This window comes from Desulfocurvibacter africanus subsp. africanus DSM 2603 (assembly GCF_000422545.1).
Classification (GTDB): Bacteria; Desulfobacterota; Desulfovibrionia; order Desulfovibrionales; family Desulfovibrionaceae; genus Desulfocurvibacter; species Desulfocurvibacter africanus.
The window spans coordinates 265,741-292,101 of the sequence record NZ_AULZ01000001.1; the positions used below are offsets into that span (position 1 = coordinate 265,741).

General features: G+C 63.0%; 20 protein-coding genes. 19 read left to right on the top strand and 1 reads right to left on the bottom strand.

The genetic code is table 11. The features are described 5' to 3' along the window. Positions 1 to 134 precede the first annotated feature (134 nt). Positions 135 to 791: a flavodoxin family protein gene (locus tag H585_RS0101165; protein ID WP_027366419.1), complete on the bottom strand. Its 657-nt coding sequence runs from the start codon at positions 789 to 791 to the stop codon at positions 135 to 137. 424 nt (positions 792 to 1,215) lie between these two features. Between H585_RS0101165 and H585_RS0101170 the strand changes: the two genes are divergently transcribed. From H585_RS0101170 to hisS, 19 genes are all read left to right on the top strand, one after another. After that, the gene (locus H585_RS0101170) at positions 1,216 to 2,523 is read left to right on the top strand and encodes a cytochrome ubiquinol oxidase subunit I (RefSeq protein WP_027366420.1); all 1,308 of its coding nucleotides are present in this window, start codon (positions 1,216 to 1,218) and stop codon (positions 2,521 to 2,523) included. Positions 2,524 to 2,547: 24 nt separating this feature from the next. Continuing rightward, positions 2,548 to 3,576 carry a cytochrome d ubiquinol oxidase subunit II gene (cydB, locus tag H585_RS0101175; RefSeq protein WP_027366421.1) on the top strand — a complete coding sequence of 343 codons (1,029 nt, stop codon included), beginning with the start codon at positions 2,548 to 2,550 and terminating at the stop codon, positions 3,574 to 3,576. 486 nt (positions 3,577 to 4,062) lie between these two features. After that, positions 4,063 to 4,521 (top strand): nuclear transport factor 2 family protein, encoded by a 459-nt coding sequence (locus H585_RS0101180; protein WP_027366422.1) that lies wholly within the window; start codon positions 4,063 to 4,065, stop codon positions 4,519 to 4,521. Positions 4,522 to 4,701: 180 nt separating this feature from the next. Further along, positions 4,702 to 5,280 (top strand): DedA family protein, encoded by a 579-nt coding sequence (locus H585_RS0101185; RefSeq protein WP_027366423.1) that lies wholly within the window; start codon positions 4,702 to 4,704, stop codon positions 5,278 to 5,280. Positions 5,281 to 5,507: 227 nt separating this feature from the next. Next, positions 5,508 to 6,929 (top strand): cardiolipin synthase, encoded by a 1,422-nt coding sequence (cls, locus tag H585_RS0101190; protein WP_027366424.1) that lies wholly within the window; start codon positions 5,508 to 5,510, stop codon positions 6,927 to 6,929. Positions 6,930 to 6,958: 29 nt separating this feature from the next. After that, positions 6,959 to 8,173, top strand: a complete 1,215-nt coding sequence (locus H585_RS0101195; RefSeq protein ID WP_027366425.1) for an MFS transporter — start codon at positions 6,959 to 6,961, stop codon at positions 8,171 to 8,173. Positions 8,174 to 8,280: 107 nt separating this feature from the next. Continuing rightward, entirely contained in the window at positions 8,281 to 8,763 is a 483-nt protein-coding gene (locus H585_RS0101200) for a DUF3124 domain-containing protein (RefSeq protein WP_027366426.1), read from the top strand. Positions 8,764 to 9,010: 247 nt separating this feature from the next. Then, positions 9,011 to 10,930 carry a biosynthetic arginine decarboxylase gene (speA, locus tag H585_RS0101205; protein ID WP_014258736.1) on the top strand — a complete coding sequence of 640 codons (1,920 nt, stop codon included), beginning with the start codon at positions 9,011 to 9,013 and terminating at the stop codon, positions 10,928 to 10,930. 311 nt (positions 10,931 to 11,241) lie between these two features. Further along, positions 11,242 to 13,716, top strand: a complete 2,475-nt coding sequence (locus H585_RS0101210; RefSeq protein WP_027366427.1) for a PAS domain S-box protein — start codon at positions 11,242 to 11,244, stop codon at positions 13,714 to 13,716. A 263-nt stretch (positions 13,717 to 13,979) separates the two neighbouring features. Then, positions 13,980 to 15,662, top strand: coding sequence for a TIGR00341 family protein (locus tag H585_RS0101215; protein WP_027366428.1), 1,683 nt, complete (start codon positions 13,980 to 13,982; stop codon positions 15,660 to 15,662). Between the two features lie 180 nt (positions 15,663 to 15,842). Beyond that, positions 15,843 to 16,340, top strand: coding sequence for a prolipoprotein diacylglyceryl transferase (locus H585_RS20695; RefSeq protein ID WP_034626875.1), 498 nt, complete (start codon positions 15,843 to 15,845; stop codon positions 16,338 to 16,340). After that, complete coding sequence (locus tag H585_RS0101225; protein WP_027366429.1) at positions 16,340 to 17,767, top strand: TolC family protein; 1,428 nt, start codon at positions 16,340 to 16,342, stop codon at positions 17,765 to 17,767. The genes H585_RS20695 and H585_RS0101225 overlap by 1 nt, the downstream gene beginning before the upstream one ends. A 12-nt stretch (positions 17,768 to 17,779) precedes the next feature. Then, the gene (locus H585_RS0101230) at positions 17,780 to 19,489 is read left to right on the top strand and encodes a copper oxidase (RefSeq protein WP_027366430.1); all 1,710 of its coding nucleotides are present in this window, start codon (positions 17,780 to 17,782) and stop codon (positions 19,487 to 19,489) included. Between the two features lie 79 nt (positions 19,490 to 19,568). Then, positions 19,569 to 20,765 carry a saccharopine dehydrogenase family protein gene (locus H585_RS0101235; protein WP_027366431.1) on the top strand — a complete coding sequence of 399 codons (1,197 nt, stop codon included), beginning with the start codon at positions 19,569 to 19,571 and terminating at the stop codon, positions 20,763 to 20,765. Next, positions 20,738 to 21,943: a carboxynorspermidine decarboxylase gene (nspC, locus tag H585_RS0101240; RefSeq protein ID WP_027366432.1), complete on the top strand. Its 1,206-nt coding sequence runs from the start codon at positions 20,738 to 20,740 to the stop codon at positions 21,941 to 21,943. Before H585_RS0101235 ends, nspC begins: the two co-directional genes overlap by 28 nt. Positions 21,944 to 22,285: 342 nt before the next feature. Then, on the top strand, positions 22,286 to 22,819 hold the full coding sequence (locus tag H585_RS0101245) for a hemerythrin domain-containing protein (RefSeq protein WP_027366433.1): 534 nt from the start codon (positions 22,286 to 22,288) through the stop codon (positions 22,817 to 22,819). Positions 22,820 to 23,182: 363 nt separating this feature from the next. Then, the gene (locus H585_RS0101250) at positions 23,183 to 23,908 is read left to right on the top strand and encodes a DUF4412 domain-containing protein (protein WP_027366434.1); all 726 of its coding nucleotides are present in this window, start codon (positions 23,183 to 23,185) and stop codon (positions 23,906 to 23,908) included. A 48-nt stretch (positions 23,909 to 23,956) separates the two neighbouring features. Then, positions 23,957 to 24,868, top strand: coding sequence for a hypothetical protein (locus H585_RS0101255; RefSeq protein ID WP_027366435.1), 912 nt, complete (start codon positions 23,957 to 23,959; stop codon positions 24,866 to 24,868). Positions 24,869 to 25,107: 239 nt separating this feature from the next. Next, positions 25,108 to 26,349 (top strand): histidine--tRNA ligase, encoded by a 1,242-nt coding sequence (hisS, locus tag H585_RS0101260; RefSeq protein ID WP_027366436.1) that lies wholly within the window; start codon positions 25,108 to 25,110, stop codon positions 26,347 to 26,349. The last annotated feature ends 12 nt before the right edge of the window (positions 26,350 to 26,361 follow it).

A 26,361-nucleotide genomic window follows, 5' to 3' on the forward strand; every position in this document is an offset into this window, starting at 1 on the left:
TCGATTCAGGCGGTCCCTCCGCCTGAATCGACCGGCCCTGAAAAAGGGGTCCAGGGCCCCCCCCCTTATCTGGAAAGGCCCTGGTGGGTGGGGTTCGGGGAGGGCAACGCCTTTCCCGATTCTCTTGCGAAGCGCTAACCCGCCTTCGCCGCCTGGGTCAGCTTGGCGCCCAGTTCATAGGCCCGCGCGCAATCCTGCGGGAACACTTCCTCGCGCCGCTTGGCCTTGGCCTGCGCATCGAAGGCCGTGCACAGGTATTTCGAGTAGTCGTCGAACTGATACGTGTCCGTACACAGCAGGGTCTCGCAATTCCCGAAGGTGCGGGCCATGGTAAACTGTGATGCCGATGCGGCCACGTCCTGGTTAATGGTGGCCATGACTTCCGCGGGAACGTTCATGGTGTAGACGAGCCCGGTCTGGATCTTCCCGGGAAAGATGGAGGCGTAGCCCGGCGTGTAGGTCAGGTACGGGAACAGAAGGCGTTCCATGAATGAACGCATCTCGCCGGTTTCCGTTCGGAAGTAGAAGGGTGACCCCAGAATCAAGACATCGGCCTCGGCGACCTCGTCCAGGATAGGGGTAAGCTCATCCTGCACGGCGCAGCGGCCGTAGCTCTTTCCGCCGATCTTCTTACAGGCGAAACAGCTGATGCAGCCCTTGTACGCGAGGTCGTACAGGTGCACGAGCCGGGTCTCCGCGCCGTTGTCCTTGGCCCCGGCCAGGGCGTTCTCCAGCAGCGTCGCCGTGTTCCATTTCTTTCTGGGACTGCCGTTTATGGCTATCGCTTTCATGGGTTCTCCTTCGAAAGTTTGAGCTCGAATTTATAGTTTGGCTGATTTGGAACGAATCTGAGATAAAGACAAGTACTGACCTGAAAGGTACATACTTACCAAGCATATACTAATGGGATCGTAATTCACGCCAACCACACTCACGCCCCGCGCGTGAAGTGTTGCTACTACCATTCCCAGTGTACAATCAGGCCATCGGCGACTCAGCAAAGCCTACCATATTCAGAACCGCTACCTCGAAGGTGGATGATTGTCGTTTCAGTACTTCCAGCGAGCCGCCTGCCGGCACGGCCTACCATTAAGTTTTATGCTCTCTTGACCCTTATTCAAAATCATTCCTATTGCGTTTTCTTTCCAATATGATAGTTACCTCTGCAATTCTGCCGCATATTTGGATCGGCATACTCAACGCGGAGGAGAGTGAATGGATCCCTTGTTCTTGTCTCGGCTGCAATTCGCGGCGGCGACGTTCTTCCATTTCTTGTTCGTGCCGCTGACCCTGGGCCTGTCCCTGCTTGTGGCCACCATGGAAACCAAATGGGTGCGCACGGGCGACAAGACTTACCTTCGCATGACCAAATTCTGGGGCAAGCTGTTCCTCATCAACTTCGCCATCGGCGTGGTCACGGGCATCACCCTGGAATTCCAGTTCGGCACCAACTGGAGCCGCTATTCGGCCTATGTGGGCGACATCTTCGGCTCGCTGCTGGCCATCGAGGCCACGGCGGCCTTCTTCCTGGAGTCCACGTTCATCGCCGTGTGGGTCTTCGGCTGGAAGAAGCTCTCGCCCAGGTTCCACGCCACCGTGGCCTGGCTCATCTTCTTCGGCGCGAACATCTCGGCCGTCTGGATTCTGTTGGCCAACGGCTGGATGCAGAACCCCGTGGGCTACGTCATCCGCAACGGCCGCGCGGAGCTTGAAAGCTTCACCGCCGTGATAACCAACAGCTTCGGCTGGCAGCAGTTCCTGCATACCGTAAGCGGCTCGTTCCTGGTCGGGGCCATGTTCGTCATGGGCATCTCGGCCTGGCATCTGCTCAGGAAATCCAATGTGGACTTCTTCCGGCGCTCCTTCCGCCTGGCCCTTCCGCTCGGCATCTTCGCCTCGCTGTTCGTGGCCGTACAGGGCCACTTCCACGGCAACGAAGTTGCTTCGGTCCAGCCCGCCAAGCTGGCGGCCATGGAAGCTCACTGGGAGACCACGGACCACGCGCCCATGCACCTGCTGGTCCTCCCCGACCCGGAAGACGAGCGCAACTCAATGGAGTTCATCAAGCTGCCTTCGATGCTGTCCATCCTGGCCTACAACGATCCGTCCGCCACGGTGAAGGGTCTCAAGGACTTCCCGGAGGACGAGCGGCCGCCCGTGCAGCTGACCTTCTGGTCCTTCCGCATCATGGTCGGCCTGGGCACCCTGTTCATCGCGCTCATGGGCTGGGCCTGGCTCAAGCGCAATGACATCGAGAACCAGAAGGCCCTCCTGTGGGCGCTGCTGCTGGCCATCCCGCTGCCCTACCTCGCTCTGCAGGCAGGCTGGGCCGTGGCCGAAGTCGGCCGTCAACCGTGGATCGTCTACGGCATCATGCGCACCTCGGATGCGGTATCCCCGGCCATCAACTCCGCGCAGGTCTGGTTCAGCCTCGGCAGCATCGTCGCCATCTACACCCTGCTCGGAATTACTGGGTTCTGGCTCATTGTCCACTACGCCAAAAAAGGCCCCAAGGCGGCCTAGCGCCGAACTCAAGGAGGACGCTCAATGGATCTGCAAGCCATCTGGTTCTTTCTTTGGGGCCTGCTGTGGGCCGTGTTCTTCATGCTCGACGGCTATGACCTGGGCGCTGGCGCCCTCATGCCCGTCCTGGCCAAGAACGAGCGCGACCGGCGCATGATCCTCAATGCCTCCGGGCCGTTCTGGGACGGCAACGAGGTCTGGCTCATCACCGCTGGCGGCGCGACCTTCGCGGCCTTTCCGGCGGCCTACGCCGCCATGTTCAGCGGCCTGTACACCGCTCTCATGCTGCTCTTGTTCATGCTCATCCTGCGCGGCGTGTCCTTCGAGTTCCGCGGCAAGGTCGAAAGCGCCGCCTGGCAACGCACCTGGGACTGGCTGCACGTGGTCAGCAGCTTCGTGGTCGCCCTGCTGCTGGGCGTGGCCTTCGCCAACATCTTCCGCGGCCTGCCGCTGGACGAGCAGGGCATCTTCCAGGGCGGCCTGCTGACCCTGCTCAATCCTTACGGCCTGGCCGGCGGCGTGCTGTTCGTCGTCATGTTCTTCCTGCACGGGGCGCTGTGGCTGGGCCTGCGCACCGACGGTGAGCTGCAGAAGCGCTCCCAGGCCATGGCCGAAAAGCTCTGGATCGCCTTCGCCATCGTCCTGGTGCTCTTCCTGGCCTACACCGCCGTGGAGACGCAGCTCTTCTCCAACTATCTGCGCTGGCCGGTCCTGCTCATCGTGCCGCTGCTGGCCGTAATCGGGCTCATCGCCACGCGCACCTTCCTGGGCTCCCGGCGCATGTGGCCCGCCATGGGTGCCTCGGCCCTGACCATCGTGGCCGTGACCTTCTTCGGCATCATCGGCCTGTTTCCGGCCCTGCTGCCCTCGCGTCTCAATCCGGGCTGGAGCGTAACGGCCTACAACTCCTCCTCCAGCGAATTGACCCTGACCATCATGCTCGTGGTGGTGGGCATCTTCGTGCCCATCGTCATCGCCTACCAGACCTGGGCGCATATCATGTTCGCCAAGCCCATGGGCGACGAGGACCTGGACCACGAAGAAGCGTATTAGCGCATTGTTTATAGCCGGGAGAGGCCCTGCCTCTCCCGGCTTTTCATCCGCTCAAGGCCTGCGCTCTATAAAGCAGATTGCTTTTAAGACGCCCGCTCCGGCGTTGACGGCGCAAGTGAATTGCGCCTACGCCTACGCGGCGGCAAGCCATGCCGACGCATGGCTTGCAGAGCATTTTCAAAAGCAAAATGCTCTAATATCCCTCCAATCCGCATCTACTGACTGATCGGCCATCATCACCGTGGCAACCTGTCGACGCTTCCGCACGGATCGGCGGCCTGCCCACCCTGATACGTCCTGCGGAGTGCGCCGTCCTGGCAGCCTCAATGTCCCGGCCGCAGGTCTGCTCGGAATGCCGCCTTTTCAGGCCCTTGGGCAAGGGATGTCCGCTTCCATGCGCTTTTCCTTCGATCTTGACGTTGCCATGACGGCGCAGCGGAATTAGCTTCCGGCACTGAGCCGGCAAACACCGGCAAAGGAGGCACCATGTCCCGCAAACTAACCGGCCTTACCATGGCCGTAGCCATGGCCATGCTGGCGGCGCTCACGATTCTGCCGTTGTCGGCCCAGGCCGCCAAGGAAGACCACCGGACCATCGCCGGTATGGTGCAGTACTACGTGACCTGCTTCAACAAACGCGATGTCGCCGGCATCCTGGACTTGTACGCGCCCGACGCGCGCATCAGCGACTCGGGATTGTTTTCCAAAAAATGGCTGAGCGTCGAGGAATACGCGCCTAAGCTCCGGGACAAGCTCGCCAAGTACGACCAACGGCGGGCATTCATCGTGGATTGGGACATCGAGGAGTTGGACGTGAATGGCGATTCCGCCGACCTGAGCATCGAGGTGCGCGCCAAGCAGGGGCCCTTCTCGGCGCGAAAGCGGGGCGACTTCGAGTTGGCCAAGTCCGCCGAAGGCTGGAAGATCATCGTGGACGAATCCTGACGAGCGACTCGCCAGGCAAGGAAAAGCGCCCGGCCGGGTATCCGGCCGGGCGCTTTTCCTTTGGACAGGACCTGCGCTCTTCATGCGCGTTGCGCCAAACCGCCGCCATGGTGTAGCTTGGCGGGATGCTCGAGCCAGTGGCTCAAGGGCTAAATACTCCATGGAGGAAGCGATAAGCGCATGAGCTTGATTGAATATCAAGGCATTATAGTTACGTACGGATACCTGGCCATCATGTTGGGCACCTTTCTGGAAGGCGAGATGATCCTTGTCCTGGGAGGCTTTCTGGCCCATCAGGGCTACCTGTCCCTGCCCGGGGTGATTGTCGCGGCCTTTGTCGGCTCCATGTTGACCGACCAGATGTTCTTCCTGCTCGGTCGGTTCAGGGGCAGGCCCTTCCTGCGCAAACGCCCCGCGCTCCTGAACCGGATCGCCAGGGCCGACCGCCTGCTGACCCGGCACCGCGTGCCCGTGACCCTGGGTTTTCGTTTCCTGTACGGCATGCGCACGGTGATTCCCTTCGCCCTGGGCCTGAGCAGCATACGCCTGGCGCTCTTCGTGCCGCTCAACGCGATCGGAGCCCTGATCTGGGCCTCGGCCGGAGGGTCGCTGGGCTTCGTGTTCGGCCGCAGCCTGAGCCGCGCGATCCAGGAGCTTGGCCGCCACGAGGCCGAGGTATTCGCATCCCTGGCCGTAGCGGCCTTGCTCCTGTGGGCCGTGCTGCTCATGCGCGCCCGCCGCAAGCCGCCGCCGATTTGAACCGCCAGGCTTCTCCGTCCGGCAGGGACTCGGCAGGCGCTGCGCACCTCCCCAGCGTAGCCGGACAACACACTTCGCGGGTCCAGGGGGCCGTCGCACCTCTCCAGCTCCCTCCATGACCGCCAGAGTTCGGACAACACTGCCGCATTGCCTGCCTAAGCCTGCATCATGTATGCTTGTTTCCAGCGACGTGCGCTCGTGCACGAGCGTAGCAGCAAGGGAGTGCCGTGTTCGGGGATTACTGGTGGTTTGGTGCGCTGTGGGTGAGCGTGCATCTGCTGGGCATGGCCGCCGCCGTGCACGCCATGTTCGGCGTGCGCACGGCCCAGGGAGCGGTGGCCTGGATCGTGTCCCTGCTGACCCTGCCCTACATCGCCCTGCCGCTCTATCTCGTCTTCGGCCGCAACAAATTCAAGGGTTACGTGCGCTCCATACGCGTACGCTCCGAGCGCGTCCGCGAGGTCGGGCGCGGCCTGGTGCTCCTGCACCGCGACTTTCGCACGGTCTTGGACGGCGTGGCCGAACAGCACAGGGTTCTTGAGGAGCTGACCGACATCCCCTTCACCCGCGGCAACGAAGCCAAGCTCCAGGTGGACGGAGCCGAGGCTTTCAGAACCATGTTCGCGGATATCGAGGCCGCGCGGGAATACGTGCTCGTGCAGTTCTATATCGTGCACGACGACTCCGTGGGCCGCGAAATGAGCCGGCTGCTGTGCGCCAAGGCGGCCGAGGGCGTGTCCGTGTATTTCCTGTACGACGAACTGGGCTGTTACTACACGCCAGAACGCTACTGGCAACAGATGCGCGAGGCCGGCGTGCGCGCGAGGGCCTTCGGCACGGGCCGGCACAACCGCCTGCAGATCAATTTCCGCAACCACCGCAAGATGGTCGTGGTGGACGGAGAAATCGCGCACACCGGCGGCATAAACCTGGGCGATGAGTACGTTGGCAAGGATCCTTACTACGGCCCATGGCGCGACACCAACCTGCGCGTGCGCGGACCGGCCGTGCTGGCCTTCCAACTCTCCTTCCTGGCCGACTGGGACTGGGCTACGGGCGAGGTGCCAAAGTGGCGCTGGCAGCCGCAAGCCACGAACGGCACGAGCAGCATCCTCGTGCTGCCCACCGGCCCGGCCGACGAGCTGGAAAACTGCAACCTGCTCTATCTGCATGCCATCCATTCGGCCAAAAAGCGGCTGTGGATCGCCACGCCTTACTTCGTGCCCGACCCGCCCGTGGTCCAGGCCCTGCAGCTCGCGGCCCTGCGCGGCGTGGACGTGCGCGTGCTCGTGCCCCAGAAGGCCGACCACTGGCTGGTCTGGCTGTCCTCCTTTTCGTATCAGGATGAAACCGAGAAAAGCGGCGTGGTTTTCTACCGTTACACGGAAGGCTTCATGCATCAGAAAGCCATGCTCGTGGACGACGACTTCGCCGTGGTGGGTACAGCTAACCTGGACAACCGCTCCTTCCGGCTTAACTTCGAGATATCCGCCGTCTTTAACGACATGGCCTTCACGGAGCAGGTCGAGGCCATGCTCGCGCAGGACTTCCAGGGCTCGCATCGGGCCGAACCCGGTGAACTGGCGCGCAGGGGCTTCTGGTTCCGCCTGGCCGTCGCTGCCTCCCGGCTGCTGGCTCCCATGCAATAGGACGCATGGCTGAGGGATGGGAGACTGACATGACCTTCAAGACAACCTTCGCCATGCTCTGCACCGTGGGCTTCCTGGCCCGCTTCTCCTATGCCCTGGCGCGCAACCCAGTGCTGCCGTTGTTTGCCCTGTATCTTGGCGCCGGGCCCGAGGCCATCGGTCTGGCCGTGGGCATCTCCACGGTCACGGGCATCTTCTTCAAGCTCCCCTCGGGCGCGCTGTCCGATGTCACCGGGCGGCGCAAGACCATGCTCATGGGCCTGTTCTTTTTCGGCTTCGTGCCTTTCGCCTACCTGTTCATCACGAGTTACGCCATGCTCGTGGCCGTGCGCTTCTTCCATGGCTTCGCCACGGCGGTCTATGGTCCCGTGGCCATGGCCGTGGTGGCGGACACGGCCGGCAGCCGCAAGGGCGAGATGCTCTCCTGGTTCTCCTCCGTGGGCATCATCGGCGGGCTGCTCGGCGCTCCCGTGGGCGGCCTCATCCTGTCCATGACCTCCGTCAGCCCGGGCGAATACGCGCCCTGGGCCTTCAAGCTGGTCTACGGCATCTGCGCCGTGACCGGCCTGGCCGCCCTTGTGCTCGGCGCGCGCATGCTGCTCACCGAGGAGAAGGTCGAGGGCGCGGGATTCAAGGCCAGACTGGACAAGTTCCTCTCGGGCATCAAGGAGGTGGCCGGCGACCGGCGCGTGGTGATCACCTCGTCCATGGAGGGCCTGCAGAACATGGCCATGGGCGCGCTGGAAGCCTTCCTGCCCATCTACGCCGTGACCGTGGCCGGACTCACCGCCTTCGAGGCCGGCCTGCTGTGGGCCGCGCAGATCGTTGTGACCATGCTCTCCAAGCCCATCATGGGCCGCGTCTCGGACCGCTTCGGCCGCAAGCCGCTCATCGTGTCCGGGCTTCTGGCCTGCGCCGTAAGCTTCGCGGCCATCCCGCTGCTCACTGGCTTCTGGCCGCTGCTGGCCGCCGCCCTCGTCTTCGGTCTGGGCGAGGCCTTCGTGACCTCCTCTTCGGCGGCCATGGTCGCGGACATGTGCAGGGCCGGCCAGTACGGCACGGCCATGGGAGTGTTCGGCACCATCTTCGACGTAGGCCACGCCTCCGGCCCCATCCTGTCGGGCATCCTCCTGGGCGCCTTCGGCTACTTTCCGGCCTTCCTGACCATGTCCCTGGTCCTGGTGGCCGCCGCGCCCCTGTTCGCCCTGGCCGTGCGCGAGGAAAACGCCAGCGGCCGAGGATGACAATCCCGACCGCGACAGGGGTGTCATCCACCAAGTCGGGCCTACCGCGCATTGTGGCAGGCAGGGTCTTGGAGTATGCTGCGGCCTCCACGACATGGAGGAGAACGGTGAACATAGCAGTCCGCAGTCTATTGGTCCTGGCGCTCCTGACCGGCATGATCTTGAATGCCGCCCTCCCGGCCTGGGCGCAGTCAGGCCCCATCCTGTCGCGCGGGCAGACGCTCTACGTGCCGGCCTACTCGCACACTTACCAGGGTCCACGCTCGCGGCCCTACCAACTGACCGTCATGCTGTCCATCCGCAACACCGACCTGCGCCGAGCCCTGACCATCACCAGCGTCGAGTACTTCAATTCCGAAGGCAAGCTCGTGCGCAGTCAAATCAAGGAGCCCATAAGGTTGCCAGCCATGGGCACCAAGGAATTCCTGGTGGAGCAGAACGACCTGACCGGTGGATCGGGCGCCAACTTCATCGTGCGCTGGCGCGCGAGCGAGCCCATCAACGCGCCCATCGTCGAAACGGTCATGGTCGGCTCGTCAGCCGGCCAGGGCATCTCCTTCACCGGCCCTGCCAGGGAGATCGCGGAATAGCCGGTAACTGCCTTCCAGGAACGCGAATACCGCGTGCCGCACGCCGGGAGTTGGCTTTCCGGTCCGCCCCCGGAAACAACATTGACTTTCCAGGGGTGTCGGCGTACTTGTCTGTTCCTTTTTTTGGAGTGGCCCGCATCATGCCATCTCGAACCGTCCCGCGAACCTGCGGGACACGGCCACGGACTTCGCGCGAATCCTCATCCTCCCTGTTCCAATCTCCTGCGCAAGGTCTACGGGGGTACCAATGCTTAAGAAAAACACCCTGGAACGCTGGACGGCGGACAAGTCCGCCGACGTCTACGGCATCCGCAACTGGGGCGCCGGATACTTCGACATCAACGACAACGGCGACGTGGTGGTCACGCCGATACTGAGCAACCGCAAGGTCTCCGTATCCATCCCCGAGGTCATCGCCGGCATCAAGGAGCGCGGCTTCGACATGCCCGTGCTCCTGCGCATCGAGAACATCCTCGATTCGCAGATATCGCTGCTGCACGAGAGCTTCCGCGCGGCCATCAAGAAGCTCGACTACAAGGGCAAGTTCCGCGGGGTCTATCCCATCAAGGTCAACCAGCAGGAGCAGGTGGTCGACGAGGTCACGCGCTACGGCCAGCGTTTCCACCATGGCCTGGAGGCCGGCTCCAAGGCCGAACTCATCGCCGCCCTGGCCATGCTGCGCGACAAGGAAGCCTGCCTGGTCTGCAACGGCTACAAGGATCAGGAGTTCATCGACCTGGGCCTGTTCGCCACCAAGATGGGCTACAAGCTCTTTTTCGTGCTGGAAATGCCCAGCGAGCTGGACCTGATCATGTCCCGCGCGGCCTACCTGAACATCCGGCCGCTGCTGGGCGTGCGCCTGAAGCTCGCCACCCAGGCCGGCGGCCACTGGACCGAGTCCGGCGGCGACCGCTCCATCTTCGGCCTGAACACGAGCCAGCTCGTGGAAGTCGTGGACTCCCTCAAGGAACGCGGCATGCTCGACTGCCTGCAGCTGCTGCACTACCACCTGGGTTCGCAGATCCCCAACATCCGCGACATCCGCTCCGCGGCCCTGGAGGCCAGCCGCATCTACGCCGAACTGGTCAAGGAAGGCGTCAAGATGGGCTACCTGGACCTGGGCGGCGGCCTGGCCGTGGACTACGACGGCTCGCACACCAACTTCACCAACTCCCGCAACTACTCGTTGGAGGAGTACTGCGCCGACATCATCGAAACGGTCATGGAGACCATGGAGAATGCCGGCGTCGACCACCACCCGACCATCATCACCGAGTCGGGCCGAGCGCTGGTGGCCTACTACTCGGTGCTGCTGTTCAACATCCTGGACGTCTCGCGCTTCGAGGCCGCACCCGTGCCCGAAACCCTGCCCGAGGACACGCCCGAGCACCTCGTCAACCTGCTCGACGTCTACAAGTCGCTGACGCTCAAGAACATGCAGGAATGCTACAACGACGCCATGTTCTACCGCGACGAGATCCGCACGGGCTTCCGCCACGGCACCATGAGCCTGCGCGAACGCGCCCTGGGCGAGAACATCTTCTGGTCCATCATCACGCGCATCGCCAAGGACGCCAGGCGCCTCAAGCACGTGCCCAATGACCTCAAGGACATCCACGTGGCCCTGTCGGACATCTACTACGCGAACTTCAGCGTGTTCCAGTCCGTGCCCGACGCCTGGGCCATCGACCACCTGTTCCCCATCATGCCCGTGCACAGGCTCAATGACATACCCTCGCGCCAGGGCATCCTGGCCGACATCACCTGCGACTGCGACGGCAAGATCGACAAGTTCATCGACCTGCACGGGGTCAAGCACACCCTGCCGCTGCACGAACTGAACGGCGAGGAGTACTACCTGGGCGTGTTCCTCGTTGGCGCGTACCAGGAAACCCTGGGCGACCTGCACAACCTCATGGGCGACACCAACGTGGTCACCATCCGCGTGCATGACGACGGCAGCTACGACTTCGTGCGCGAACTAGAAGGCGATACCGTGGCCGACGTGCTCGACTACGTGGAGTACGAGCCCAAGGTTCTGCTGGAGCAGTTCCGCCGTACGGCCGAGGAGGCGGTGCGCGACCAGCTCATCACCGCCACCGAGCGCCGCGAAATCATGGAAGCCTACGAGGCCGGCATGCGCGGCTACACGTACTTCGAGAGATAGGAACCGGGAGAGGGTAACTCCCTCTCCCGACTTTTATGCAGTTGAGCACAGTGACGCCAGGTCCATATTAATGTTCAACGTGGTTTTCATTTTTATTCGGCACGGCCTTCAACACATCCTCCCGCAATTACGACTCTCCTTATAGTATTTATCGCCACCATACCCGTGTCCACCGTTTTTTGAGGCTTTGCTGCTGCTGTTTCGTGCGCTATAGTGCATCCGCCTCGCCATTGTACAATCCCCCGACAACGCCAGCCTGCGCATGCCCAGAGCCTTCCTGGTCTTTTGGCTTGCCGCCGGCGGGGAACGACATGTCTGAACTGGATTTCAAGAGAGTCGTCGAAAGCGCTCCGGACACGATCGTCATCTTCGACCTTGAAGGTTGCTACAAGTACGTTAGCCCGGCCATCAGCGAGGCCACCGCGGGGCTGCTATCCCCCGAGGATCTCGTTGGCAGGCACCCTCGCGAGATCGGCCATAATACCAACGACCTCCTGAGCATGATGGAGGCCGCGCAAACGCGCGCAAGAGAGACCGGCCAGGATCAGGTCCTGCCCTTCGACTATAAGACCCCCATCGGCACGCGCCATTTCCAGGCCCTGATCCGCCCGCAGCGGAACAGCCAAGGGCAGGTGGAGTCCTTCCTGTCCATTGTCCGGGATGTGACGGAGATGAAGCGGCTGCAGGAGGAGCTTGCCTCGGCCAAGGCCAAGGCCGAGGAGCAGGCCGAGGCGCTCAAGACGTCCAACCGGACCCTGGAGCATGTCTATCTCGAAGTGGAGAAGCGCGTTGGCGAGCGCACGGTGGCCCTGGAAACCGAAATCGCCGTGCGCAAGCAATCCGAGGAACGCCTGCGCGAGAGCCAGGAACGCTACCGGGCCATCGTGGAAGACCTGGGCGAGTTCGTCAGTCGTTTCACGCCCGACGGAACCATCACCTTCGTGAACAAAGCCCTCACCAGGTTTCATGGCGCGCCTAGCAGCGAGATCCTGGGCAATAACCTCTTCGACATGCTTCCGCCACTTATCAGCGAACGGCTGCGATGTTTGCTCGCATCCGCCACGCTGGATCAGCCGTTTGTGTCGTGGAGCCATGCCATGCATGCGCCAAACGGCGAGGAGCACTGCGTCGAGTGGGTAAATAGGGCCTTGTTCGACGAGACCGGCAGGATCGTCGAAGTCCAGGCCGTCGGGCGCGACATCACGAAACAGAAACACGCGGAAGAAGCCCTGGCCCGCCGGGAGCAGGAATTTCGGGCTCTGGCGGAAAACTCGCCTGACATCATCGTACGCTACAACCAGGACTGTGTGCGCCTCTACGCCAATGCGGCGCTGTCCCGCACTCTCAAGTTACCCCAGTCCGAACTGATCGGAAGGGACCTCTCCAACGCTCCTATTTTGAAACCGGTTCGTAAAGAGTTCGAGCAGGCGGTTCGCAACGTGTTCGAGACGGGGCAGGAGCGAGCCCAGGTGCTTACGCTGACCCCTGGCGAGAGCAGCTTGCACATCCAATATCGCCTGGCTCCTGAATTCTCCAAGGACGGCCAGGTGGAAAGCGTGCTGGCCATCGGCCGGGACATCACCGACCTCATGCGGCTGGGGCAGGAGCTCCGGAAGGCCAAGGAAACGGCTGAGTCCGCAAGCCTGGCCAAGAGCACGTTCCTGTCCAACATGAGCCACGAAATCCGCACGCCCCTGAACAGCATCCAGAGCGTGATCGAGCTTCTGCCCTCGCTCGGCATAGGCCAGGAGGCGTCCTCCTATGTACGGATCGCCGAGCAGTCGGCCAACCATCTCCTGCGCCTCATCAACAACCTGCTCGATCTGTCCAGGATCGAGGCCGGCGGAATCGAGCTGGCTAGCAAGCCGTTCGAACCGCGTCATCTGCTGCAGGCGATCCTCGGCCCCCTGGCCGTAACGGCCGGAGCCAAAGGGATTGAGCTCAGCGTGGATGTCGCGGAGGAAATCCCCGCGCGACTCGTGGGCGACGAACTGCGCCTGGGTCAGATCCTCATGAACCTCGTGGGCAACGCGATCAAGTACACGGAGACGGGCCGGATTCGCGTCAGCATGGGCCGAGACACTTCATGCGCCGGAGAAGACAGGCGCGTCCGACTCCGCTTTTCCGTGCGGGACACCGGCATCGGCATCCATCCGAGCCGGCGCGAACACATCTTCTCTGGTTTCAAGCACTTCCTGGACCAAAGCCGTCCGAGCAGCGAGAGCACGGGGCTGGGATTGCACATCTCCATGCAGCTCGTGGAGCGGATGGGCGGCAGGATATGGGTGGACAGCGTGCCTGGCCGGGGAAGCACCTTCTTCTTCACCGTCGTGCTCGGGGAAGTCGAGCCGGGGACGAACGAAAGCGCGAAGCCGACCCGGACGCCGCCGCACACGGCGCCACGCCCGCTCAAGATCCTCCTGGTGGAGGACAATCTCGTCAACCAGATGCTCACGTCCGAGATCCTCAAGCGCAAGGGTCACGAAGTGGTCACGGCGTCGGGCGGCCAGGAGGCCCTGGACGCGCTCAGGGACGTCGGATTCGATGTAGTGCTCATGGACGTGGACATGCCCGACATGGACGGCGTCGAAACGACCCGGCGCATCCGTAGAGGTCTGGCAGGTGATCCCGACGTACCCATCTTCGCCACGACGGCCTTCGGGCTGGACGGCGACCGCGAGCGGTTCCTGCAGGCGGGCATGGACGAGCACATTTCCAAGCCGTTCGCCATGGACGAGCTGGAAAAACTGCTCGCGGCCATCAGCGCGAGGGACAGGCAGGCCTAGCCCCCCAGCTCTTATTATTCAGGGAGACATGCGGAATGCCGCCATCCCGGCTCTCCGCTCCGCCTGGGCGGCGGCCCGGCTGCTCGCAAGCCGCCAGCGCAGTCACGCGCTCATCCCGCTCGCCCATGGGCCTCCAGCCGTAAAACCCCGCGGTGCTTTGCCCGACCGTCCCCTGATTTCCGGATTAGTAATTCAGCTTTGTCCTTCAGGCATGCTACACAGCGAAGGGCGTCCGGCAACCTTCCACGATCGTGGGTACGGCCATGCGCTCAAAGCTGATCAAGACGACCCCGGAGCGAAGGGCTCAGGTCATCGGGGATATCTCCCAAGGCTCGGAACCAGGGATTCGCTTCTATATCCTGGTGGGCATATCGACCCTCATCGCCAGCATTGGCCTGATAGCCGACAGCACGGCCGTTGTGATCGGAGCCATGCTCGTGGCCCCTCTCATGACTCCCATTTTCGGCATTTCGCTCGCTCTCGTGCTCGGGGAGGCCAAGCTGCTGCGCAATTCGCTCCTGGCGGTCACGGCGGGAATCTTCATCGCCGTGGCCACCGCACTGCTGCTCGGCAGCCTGCCCATCGCGCTGGAGGTGACTCCCGAAATGCTGTCCCGGACGCAGCCCAACCTGTTCGACCTCCTGGTGGCCGTGCTGGCCGGATTCGCCGGGGCTTATGCCCTTGTGGACGAGTCGCTCAGCCCGGCGCTCCCGGGCGTGGCCATCGCCACGGCGCTGGTGCCGCCGCTGGCGAACACCGGCCTGTGCATCGCGGTCAAGGCCTACGAGGGCGGCCTGGGCTCTTTCCTGCTCTTCGTAGCTAACTTTCTATCCATCCTCATCGTCGCCTCGGCGGTTTTCATCGTCGCAGGGATGAACTATCGGTTCGACTCGACGAACAAGAAGCTGTTCCTGCGCCGCTTCGGGCTGGCTGCGTTCGGCTTTTTGATCATCTTCGCACTGCTCACGAATTCCCTCATCGCAATGATCGAGGACCGCATTCTGTCACAGGATATCAAACAGGTGCTCGATCAGGAGCTGGCCGGCATGTATGGAGCGGAGTTGAACAGGTTCAACTCTGATTTCGAGAGCGGCAAGCTGTACGTCCTCGCGCATGTCATGAGCCCGGAGCTGTTCGTTCCCAAGGAGGTGAAACAGATCCAGGACGCACTGTCCAAGAAGCTGGACAAGCCGGTCGAGTTCACCATCAGGAATACGATCGTCAAGGACATGGGCGCGACGGGCTCGACGCCCCTGGTCGAAATGCGCAATCTGGAAGGCTTTTTCGAGGGTAGGGAATTGACCCGCAAGGAGCTGGTCATCAGAGAAACGGAGCAGCTTTTGTGGGAGCTGACTTCCGAGGCGCCGGGGACGCAGCTTGAACATGTGGACTTCGGCATGCTCCCGATCGGGCCGACGGTCGTGGCGACAATAACGGGCCGACCGCCTTTTCCGGAAATAATACGCGCGGTGCAGGATGATCTGCGCAAGCGCCTGGAAATGCCGGACCTCTACCTGCTCGTGGAGGTCATTGAGCCGGATTTCTGGAGCAGCCAGGGGCGCTTGCTCCTTGGCTGGACACGGTACGGCAAGCTCACGCCGGACAAGGAGCGGGCCATAAAGACCATTGAGAACGCCGTGCGCGAGGCGTTTTCCCGCATCGACGGGCTGTTCCCCCACGATGCCTATTTCGATTTCGGGGACGGGCGCCAGCCGGTCAAGATCCTTGTCGCGGTCTCGGGCGGCAGGGAGCCGGCCAAGGAAGACCTCGCGCACGTGCAGGATACAGTCGCCAAGGCAAGCCCTTTGCCAGTGGAAATGTACATGCTGAAGACGAACGAAGCCATGCTGACCAGGGACGGCTATGTTCCTCTAGCCGAGAAACTGCGCAAGAACGTCCGGAAACGATTGGAAGAAGTCAGGAAGAATTGGCACATGGTCAACTAAGCTAGTGGTCATCTGCTATTCCCTGCCAAGCGCCTGGAATAATTCCGCCCGAGCCGAGAGGGGGATTATTACGTGCCTCCGGCTTTCCCTATGGGGCCGCTGGCCCTGCATTTTTCCTGATTCCCATAGCCGCAAGGCGGGCAAGCTGCTAAACTAGGGCCCAAACGCGGGACCAGGCCAATGCGACAAGTTCTTTCAGCCGGGGCCGCGGCCCTGGCCATTCTGTGCGCCTCGTGCGCCGCCGGCTACGAACCTGCGCAACCGCCGGCCACGCATCCGGCCAGCCCGGATGCGCCGGCTTCGCCGGTCTGGCGGCTGCCGCCCACGCTGAGCAAGGTGGAGACCTCCAGCGTGAAGCCGCTCGTCCTCGACGTGCCAGGCCAAGCGCCGCCAATAACGCCCGCCCAGGCAAGCCAAACCGACCATACCGACCATGACGGACACGCCGGGCATACGGGACAGGCGGAACAGACAGGACAGGCTGCATCGCCCGAAACTCCGGACGGACAGGAGCGCCCGTCCGATGATCCGCAAGATCATAGTGGGCACGCGCCGTCGCAGGCAGACGATGCAAGGCAGGGCAGCCCATCCGTTGCATCCGAAGAGAGCAAAAGCCCTGACGACGATTCCACCGGACATGCGGGACACGCTGGACAGACTGCGTCCGGAGGCCAGTAATGTGCCTACACGTCCCGAGCAACCTGTTCGCCCTGGCTCTGCTCATGGTTCTGGCGGCCTGCGCGAGCACCGATCCGGCCGGAAACATCCAGGCCGTGGGCGCGGACGTGGCGGCGCGCACCGGGTACTCGGCGCAGCGGCTGGACGGAACGCAAGCCGAGAGCCACTCGCAACAGGCAGTGCAGGACATGCTTGCCGACGGCCTGGGCGAGAACGAAGCGGTACGCATCGCCCTGCTCAACTCAAAGCGGGTGCAGGCAATTTTCGAGGGACTCGGCGTGGCTAGGGCCGAGTACGTGCAGGCCGGACTCGTCGAGAATCCGGTCTTCGCGGGCGCGTACCGCTACACGCCAGGCGACGGCTCCACCTGGGAGCTGGAGATCGCCCAAAGTCTGACGGGTCTGCTCTTCACGCCTTTGCGCCGGTCCGTGGCGCGCGCCGAGCTGGCCCGGGCCGAGTCCCTGGCCACGGCCCAGGTGCTGGACATCATCCTGGAGTCCCGGCGCGCCTGGTTCGCGCACCAGGCCGCCCTGGAGCGCACGCGCGCGGCCCAGCTCATGGCCGAAACCTCGCGCGCGGCCCTGGACCTGGCCTTGAGGCTGCGCGCGGCCGGGAACATCACCGAGCTGGATCTGCTCACCCGCCAGGCCATGCACGAGGAAGACAGGATTCTGCAGGCCGACGAGGAACTGACCCTGGGCCGGGCGCGCGAGCGACTCAACGCTGCTCTCGGCCTGTGGGGCTCGCTCGCAGGTTGGGAGCCCGTGGGCGGCCTGCCGCCGCTACCGGACAGGCGCGACGATGCGGACCTCGCCGCCGAGAGGCTGGAGAGCCGGGCCGTGGCCGCGAATTTGAAGCTTGCGGCGACCCGCCAGGAACTGGACGCCTTAGCCCGCACGGTCGGCCTGGAGCGCTATGCGCCCTTTCAGGAGGTGGAGGTCGGCGCATCCCTGGAACGCGAGCCGGGCGAGAAATGGGGCGTCGGTCCCAGCTTGGCCCTGCCCATACCGCTGTTCGACTTCGGCCAAGCGCGGCGGGCGCGGGCCAGGGCAAGGCTGTCCGTTGTCTCGCGCGAGTACGAGGCCCAGGCAGTGGAAATGCGCGCGGCCGCCAGGAGCGCGGCGCTGACGTTGGAGGCAGCCCGCAACAGGGCCGAGCACTACCGATCCGTGCTCCTGCCACTTCGGCGCGACATCACGGCCGAGGGCCAGTTGCAGAACAACGCCATGAACCTGAGCACCATCGGCCTGCTGGATCTCAAGCGCGCCGAGTTGGATACCGAACGCAGCGCGGCCGAGGCTCTGCACGAATACTGGCGGGCCCGCAGCGCCCTGGAGCAGATCATCTCCGGACGCATTCCGAGTGATATGGCCGCAAACGGCGGCATGCCCGCTGCCTCTACCAGTGGCGGCGGTGGCGGGCACTGATAGGAGATCAGGATGTCGCTTGTACAATGGGAAACTGCCAATGAATTCCGCGTAACCTCGACCCGATCCGCCCATGAAATACGCGGGTCCAGGGAGCCGTTGCTCCCTGGTGGGTGGGGTCTGGGGAGGGCGACGCCCTTCCCAGTTCTCCCGGCTCTTCTGCATACGTCCTTGGCCCTGTGCTGCCTGCTTGCCATGCTTTGTGCTTCGCCGGCCGAAGCGCAGTATCAGACGGCCAGCGAACCCGACCATACCGGCCATGCAGGCCACGCAACCCAGGAAGATCAGGCGAACCAGCTAGAGCGGGCAGACCAGGATCATTCCGTCCATGCGCAGCCCGCTCAACCGCAAGACCCTGCGTCCGGACATGCGGGCCATGCAGCGCCTACTGCGGGCGACCGCCGGGAGAGCTCCGGGCAGGAACCCGAAAAGCCCCGAACGCCCAAGGCTAAAAAGCCGACCCGTGGGAAGACCGAGGCTGAACCTTCCGAACCTGGCCGCCATGTCTTCCCGCCTCTGCCCTGGTCGGAATTCGAGCGGACCCGGCTTCCTCCGGGCCAGCCCGGCCGCGACTACACCCCCGTGTTCGCGCCCGACGTGAACACGCTGCCATTTACCCTTCGCGACGATGTGAAGGTTTTCCATCTCGTGGCCGAGCCCATCGACCACGAGTTCGCGCCGGGGCTGGTGGCGCGCTGCTGGGGCTACAACGGCGACACGCCCGGCCCGCTTCTGGAAGCCATGCAGGGCGACCGCGTGCGCATCTACGTGACGAACAGACTGCCCGCGGCCACGAGCGTGCACTGGCACGGCATCCGCCTGCCAAGCGGCATGGACGGCGCGGCCGGTCTGACCCAGCCGTCCATCCCTCCGGGCAAGACCTTCATCTACGAGTTCTGGCTGCCCGACGCGGGCACGTTCATGTACCACTCGCATTTCGACGACATGACCCAGGAGGCCATGGGCTTGGTCGGCATGTTCGTGGTCCACCCGCGCAAGGCCCGCCCGCCGGACCGCGACTTCGCCATCCTGCTCCAAGAGTGGCGCATTGATCCTGGCACGGCGCGGCCCAATCCGCTGGAGATGATCGAGTTCAACGTGCTGACCATGAACGGCCGGGCCTTCCCGCACACGCACCCGCTCGTGGCCGAGCTCGGCGATCGCGTGCGCATCCGCCTGGGCAACTTGAGCCCGCAGGACCACCATCCCATCCACATCCACGGCTATGATTTCAGGATCGTGGCCACGGACGGCGGGCCCATCGCGGAGGCAGCCCAGTGGCCCGAGACCACGGTGCTCGTGCCAGTAGGCAGCACGCGCGACATCGAGCTTGTGGCCGACAATCCCGGCGACTGGTTCTTCCACTGCCACATGACCCACCACACCATGAATCAGATGGGCCACGACATGGAGAACATGGTAGGAGTGGACCCGACCGGCGCGGAGCAGCGCATCAGTCGGCTGCTGCCCGGATGGATGCCCATGGGCACGCGCGGCATGGAGAACATGGAAGGCATGCCCGCGCCCAAGAACAGCATCCCCATGTCCGGCCTCAAGGGCCAGTTCGGCCCCACGACCATGGGCGGCATGGTCACCGTGTTCCGTGTGCGCGAGCGCGCCCCAGGCTACGCCGATCCCGGCCCGTACGATTTCCCGGCCGGGACCGTTGCGCGCGAGGCCACGGCCAAGGAGCTACGCGGAGACGGCATCGAGTTGAAGTAGGCGGTCGAGAGTGTGTCTTGCAATCATCGCAGAGTGGCGATATATTGCGAGGTTCTGACTATTGCCCGGAGGGAATGCCATGTCCAAAGTTCTCATTGTCGGAGCCGGTGGTGTCGGCCAGGTCGTGGTGCACAAGTGCGCCCAGGTGCCCGAGGTCTTCTCGGAAATCCATCTCGCCAGCCGCACCAAGTCCAAGTGCGACGCCATTGCCAAGCAGGTCAAGGACAGGTGGAAGCGCGACGTGCGGACGCACGCGCTGGACGCCGACAATGTCCAGGAGACCGTAGCGCTCATCCGCAAGGTCAAGCCCGACCTGCTGCTCAACGTGGCCCTGCCCTACCAGGACCTGGCGCTTATGGAAGCCTGCCTGGAGACGGGCGTGGACTATCTGGACACGGCCAACTACGAGCCCAAGGACGTGGCCAAGTTCGAATACAAATGGCAGTGGGCCTATCAGGAGCGCTTCCAGCAGGCCGGCATCATGGCCCTGCTCGGCTCGGGTTTTGATCCGGGTGTGACCAACGTGTTCACGGCCTATGCGGCCAAGCACCACTTCGACGAGATCCGCGAGCTGGACATCCTGGACGCCAACGCTGGCCAGCACGGCCAGCACTTCGCCACGAATTTCAATCCCGAGATCAATATCCGCGAGGTCACGGCCAAGGGCCGCTTCTGGGAGAACGGGGAGTGGAAGGAGACCGAGCCGCTCAGCGTGAAGCAGAGCTACGACTTCCCCGAGGGCATCGGCCCCATGAATATCTACCTCATGTACCATGAGGAGCTGGAGTCGCTGGCTAGGCACTTCCCCACGCTCAAGCGCGCCCGCTTCTGGATGACCTTCTCGGACAACTACCTCAAGCACCTGGAAGTCCTGCAGAACGTGGGCATGACCCGCATCGGCCCCGTGGACTACAAGGGCTGCAAGGTCATCCCGCTGGAGTTCCTCAAAGCCCTGCTGCCCGATCCCGGCAGCCTCGGCCCGCTGACCAAGGGCCGCACCTGCATCGGCAACATCGTCAAGGGCACCAAGGACGGCAAGGAGCGCGAGTACTACATCTACAACATCTGCGACCACCAGCAAGCCTATGCCGAGGTCGGCTCGCAGGCCATCTCCTACACCACGGGCGTGCCGGCCATGATCGGCGCCATGATGATGCTTACCAAGAAGTGGTCCAAGCCCGGCGTGTGGAACATGGAGCAGTTCGATCCCGACCCGTTCATGGACGCCCTGAACAAGCATGGACTGCCGTGGACAGAAGTCTTCCTCAAGGGCTAGACCTTTCGCGCGTTCCCACGCCCTGCTTCGTGGTGGACGAACGGCTCATCGAGCGCAACCTCGCGGTCCTGCGGTCCGTCATCGACAGGACGGACTGCAGGATTTTGCTCGCGCTCAAGGGCTTCGCCATGTGGTCCACCTTCCCGCTCATCGCGCGCAGCCTGCACGGCTGCACGGCCAGCTCGCCGCACGAGGCGCGCCTGGCCCGCGAGGAGTTCGCGCGGGGCGCCAATGAGCGCGAGGTGCACGCCTTCGCGGCCGGCTACTCCCAGGCCGACGTGCGCGAACTGGCCAGCCTGTGCGACCACATCGTGTTCAATTCGTTCAATCAGTGGAAGCGCTACCGCAAGATTGTGCGGGAAAGCGGGCACGAGGTGGAGTGCGGCATGCGCGTGAACCCGGAGCACTCCGAGGGCGCAGTGCCCATTTACGACCCCTGCTCGCCCGGCTCGCGCATGGGCGTGCTGCGCAAGGATTTCCAGCCCGCCGAACTAAACACGCCCGACGGCCGCATAGTCGGCCTGCACTTCCACACCCTCTGCGAGCAGAACGCGGACGCGCTCGCGCGCACGCTGCCGCACGTGGAAGACAAGTTCGGCGAGTTCTTCCCGCGCTTGAAGTGGCTCAACTTCGGCGGCGGCCACCATATCTCGCGGCCAGATTACGACGTGGACCTGCTCGTGAACGAGGTCAACCGCATCAAGGCCAAGTATGGTTTGCAAGTCTACCTGGAACCCGGCGAGGCCATCGCCCTGGACACGGGCGTGCTCGTGGCCACGGTGCTGGATGTCATCGACAACCAGGGCAAGATAGCGATTCTGGATACGTCAGCCGCCGCGCACATGCCCGACGTGCTGGAGATGCCCTACCGACCGCGCTGCGCGCTGCTCACGGACGGCGACGGCGAGAACGCCGGCCAGACCGGCGAAAAGGCATATGATTACAGACTCGCCGGCCACTCCTGCCTGGCTGGCGACGTCATCGGCGCGTATTCATTCCACCGCGAGCTGCAAGTCGGCGACAAGCTGGCCTTCATGGACATGGCTATCTATTCGATGGTCAAGACCACCACGTTCAATGGCCTGCAGTTGCCAAGCATCGCGAAGGTCACGGAGGAAGGGGAGTTCAGGCTGGTGAAGCGGTTTGGATATGAGGATTTCAGGGGGCGGTTGTCGTAAGCCGTCCATACTTGACGGATTTAAGCCCTCCCGTGCTCAAGCCTGGAGGGCTTTTTTAATCTAGAATAGATTGCCTTTATGACGCCCGCTCCGGCGTTGACGGCGCAAGTGAATTGCGCCTACGCCTATGCGGCGGCAAGCCATGCCGATGCACGGCTTGCAGAGCATTTTCAAAAGTAAATGCTCTAATTCGTTGGGCAATAAGGCCTAAATTCTAATTCACTCTAATCTCTCTTGACTCTTCTCGTTTCCCTATCTTGTAACAGTATTATCGGCGGAGGGTGCGACCATGCTTCGCAAGGCATGAACGGGGGCAACCGTCCAACGATTCAGGAGGCGGATATGCGAAGGATCGCCGTTCTTGTAATCGCCATTGCTCTGCTCATGTCCGGCGCGGCCTGGGCTCAGCAGTCGGGTCAGAAGTCCGGCCAAGATGGTCAGCAGTTCCTCCAGGCCCTCAAGCAGGATCACGAGAAGGTCATGCAGGACTTCAAGCAGTTGGAGCAGCCGGGGCTGAGCAAGGAGAAGAAGGAGCAGCTCTGGTCGCAGCTCAAGAAGGACCTTGAACCGCACATGAAGGCCGAGGAGGAGACCCTTTACAAGACCATGGAGGACAAGCAGAGCGTCAAGCAGGCCGCCCTGCGCGCCGAGGCCGAGCACCAGGCGGCTCAGACCGTGATGGAAAAGCTTGACGGCATGGATGTGACCGACCCGCGCTGGGACGCCAATCTCTACGTACTGAGCGAGCAGATCAAGCATCACGCCAAGGAGGAAGAGGGCAAATTCATGCAGAAGGCCCAGCAGGCACTTGGTCCGAACGAGATGCAAAAGGTCTATAGCGACTTCCAGCAGGAGAAGCAGGAACAGGCTAAGTAAGATTTAGCGCGGCCTTTCCGGGCGGGAGGTGCGGAAACTCCTGCCCGGCCTACACCATCTGCCCGCCAAACAGCATTCTTTTCCCAGAATCAATTTCCACCCACCGCAACAGCATCACCCCCTTGCGCAAACATTCTCGCCATGCTGTAGCTCCGTCATGCATTCAGCTTCAAATGCATCGCGGCAAAACCTCTTTGCCACCTGCCTTTCCTTGCATGGCGCGGCTTTTCCAGAATTTAAAAAAACACTGGACGCCCACTATTTTCTACGCAAAGGGATTATTCCATACCAAGCATGCAAGGACGGTAAGCGTCCATTCCATTTATTAAACCGCCGTTCCCCATTCGCCAAGGAGGCTTTCCCATGTCGAGGACATTCCGCAGCATGCTTTACCTGAGCATTCTGGCCATGACCGCTTCTCTCGCCTGTGCATCCATCGCGCAGGCCGGCTTCATCCAGTCCGAGGATGACGGCTCCACGCTGTACGTCCAGAACGGCAAGCTGCGCGGCGAGACCAGCGAGGAAGGCGACATGTGGTCGGTCATCGACATGACCAAGGGCACCATCATGATGGTCAATCCCGAGGAGAAGACCTACTACGAGGGTACCATCGACGAATACTGCGCCGGCATGCGCACGATGATGGACGCCATGTCCCAGTTCATGGGCGGCCTGATGCCCCAGCCCTCGCAGAAGAAAATCAAGGTCGAAGTCGTCAAGGTCGGGCCTGGCGGCAAGATCGCCGGCTACGACACCACGCGCTACAAGGTGTTGGCCGACGGCGTTCTGCGCGAGGAGCTTTGGCTGGCCAATGACAAGGCGCTCATGAAGGAGCTGGGTAACCCGCAGTCCATGGCCAAGTTCTCCCAGTGCATGGCCATGGAAACCGATTTCGAGGCATCTTCGGAGTACCAGGGGCTCATGAAGGCTGGCTGGCCGCTCAAGACCGTGACCTACCCCGGCAACGAGGCCGAGACGGACTCCGAGGTGGTGAGCATCGACAAGGCCGACATCCCGGCCTCCAAGTTCGCCGCGCCCAAAGGCTACTCCAAGACGCCGATGTCCGACATGTTCGGCCCCGTGGAGTAGTTTTCGGGCCTAAAGCCTGAGGAGAACGTCGCATTGGAGAACCCCGCAATGAAGATATCCTTTCTGCTCGGGCCCTTGGCCGCGCTGGCTATCCTGGCGCTCCTGCCGGCTGCGGCCGTGGCCGGCGACAAGCTCCTTGCGCCCGTCTATCCGGGAGCCGTGGCCGCGGGCGTGCCCGCGGACCCGGAGCAGTTTCCCTCCGGCAGCCGCTATAGCGATGAAGCGGGCAGCCCTTTCGCGCGGGTATTCCTGAGCAAGGACCCCATCGAGAAGGTGCGCGCCTTCTACGATCAGAAGCTGGGGGCCATGGACAACACATTCTTCACCGGCAAGACCTGGGAAGGCGAATGGCCGTTCGCCTACTCCAAGATCCTGGTCATGGCTGACAAGCGTTTCGACATGTCCACGGGCATGGGCGGCGAGGTTCCCGCCGGGCTGGAGATCAGCGCCCTGGACCCGGCCGAGTTGCGCGCGGGCGAGGAGCTTTACTGGCCGAGCGTCGGCCCATTCTTCGAGCGCCTGCAGGGAATGACCGTCACGGGCGGCCTGAGTCGGAGCGAGTATGAAGGACTGATCAAGAAATACGGCTACCTGGGAGCGCGCCATTACGCCGTCGGCAAGCAGGCCGACGAGGGCGGCAGCCTCATGCTGGTGGATGAGGCGATCTTCAAGGCAGTCGAGAACAAGATGAGCGCGCCCATGGCCGCAGCCCCCTCGGCCGTGGAGTTTCAAGCCAAGGCTCAGCTGCTCATGGCCGAGGGCAAATATGACGAGTTTACCAAGCTCAACGAGCAGTATATGGCGTCCATGGCGGCCATGCAGCAGAACTCCACCGGTCCAGAGGGCGCGAAGCTGCTCAAGGACGGCCTGACCGAGCTTGAACGCAACGCCTACAGGACGCTCATCGTCATCCATCTGCATCCGTCCCAATGGGACCCGATCTTCAAGAAGCTTCAGTAGCACCGCACAATACAGGCAGGGCAAGGCGCGATATCCTCGTGCCTTGCCCGTTTTTCAGCTTCCGACTTGCGCCCCTCCGCGTATCACCATGATTTGCACGGAATGCGGCGTACGCGGCGGTTCGTGCGATTCTTCAGAGGCGACGCGCCAAGTCCTCTTTCCTTTTGACGCCACTGCGCAATTTTCTTATTAGTTTCTTTTTAACCAACCTGCCCTTACGCACGACCCAAATCATCATCATGGAAACGATACAAAGCATCAAAGGCTTCGCCGACCTCTTCAGCCCCGAGTCCGACAACTTCTCCTTTCTCGAAGCCACGGCCCGTGAGGTCTTCGGCCGCTACGGCGTGAGCGAGTTGCGCACGCCCATCCTGGAAAAGACCGAGCTCTTCGCCCGAGGCATCGGCGGCGAAACCGACGTGGTCCAGAAGGAGATGTACACCTTCGAGGACAAGGGCGGCCGCTCGGTGACCCTGCGGCCCGAGGCGACTGCCGGCGTGGTGCGAGCCTTCATCGAGTCTGGGCAGCACGCCCCGGAGCGGGTCTCCAAGTACTTCACCATCGGCCCCATGTTCCGCTACGAGCGCCCCCAGAAGGGACGGCTCCGCCAGTTCCACCAGATCAACTGCGAGGTCTTCGGCACCGACGCGCCGCACTGCGACGCCGAGGTCATGCTCATGCTGGCCACGTTCCTGAAGAGCGTGGGGCTGAGCGGCCTGTCCTTCGAGGTCAATTCGCTCGGCTGCCCCGAGTGCCGGCCCACCTTCCACCAGCGGTTGACCAACTATTTCAGCGGTCTGGACAAGGGCAAGCTGTGCGCCGACTGCCTGCGCCGCACGGCCACCAATCCTCTGCGCGTGCTGGACTGCAAGGTCGCGGCCTGCAAGGACGTCGTGGCCGAGGCCCCGCGCATCGACGACAACCTGTGCCCGTCCTGCAAGACGCACTTCGACACCGTGCTGTCCATCCTGGACGCCGCCGGGCTGGCCTACACCCGCAACCCCTTCCTGGTGCGCGGCCTGGACTACTACCAGCGCACGACCTTCGAGGTCACCAGCACCAACATCGGCGCACAGACGGCCGTGGCTGGCGGCGGGCGCTACGACGGTCTGGTGGAGCTGCTGGGCGGTCCCAAGGTGCCGGGCGTTGGCTTCGCCATCGGCATGGAGCGCCTGGCCCTGCTGCTCGCCGGACGCGAGCCCGCGCGCAAGGACTTCTACCTGGCCGTGCTCGACGACAAGGCCCTTGACCAGGGCCTGCTCCTGGCGCAAAAGCTTCGCGAGCGGGGCCTGTCCGGCGAGGTCTCCTTCGCGGCCAAGAGCCCCAAGAGCCAGCTCCGGCTGGCCAACAAGCTCGGCGTCAAGACCTGCCTGCTCCTGGGCGGCGAAGAGCTTGCCGCCGGGACCATCGTGGTCAAGAGCCTGGACACGGGCGAGCAGACCAGCATGCCCCAAGAGCAATTCCTGGCCACCCTCGGCTGATCCCGAGATAAA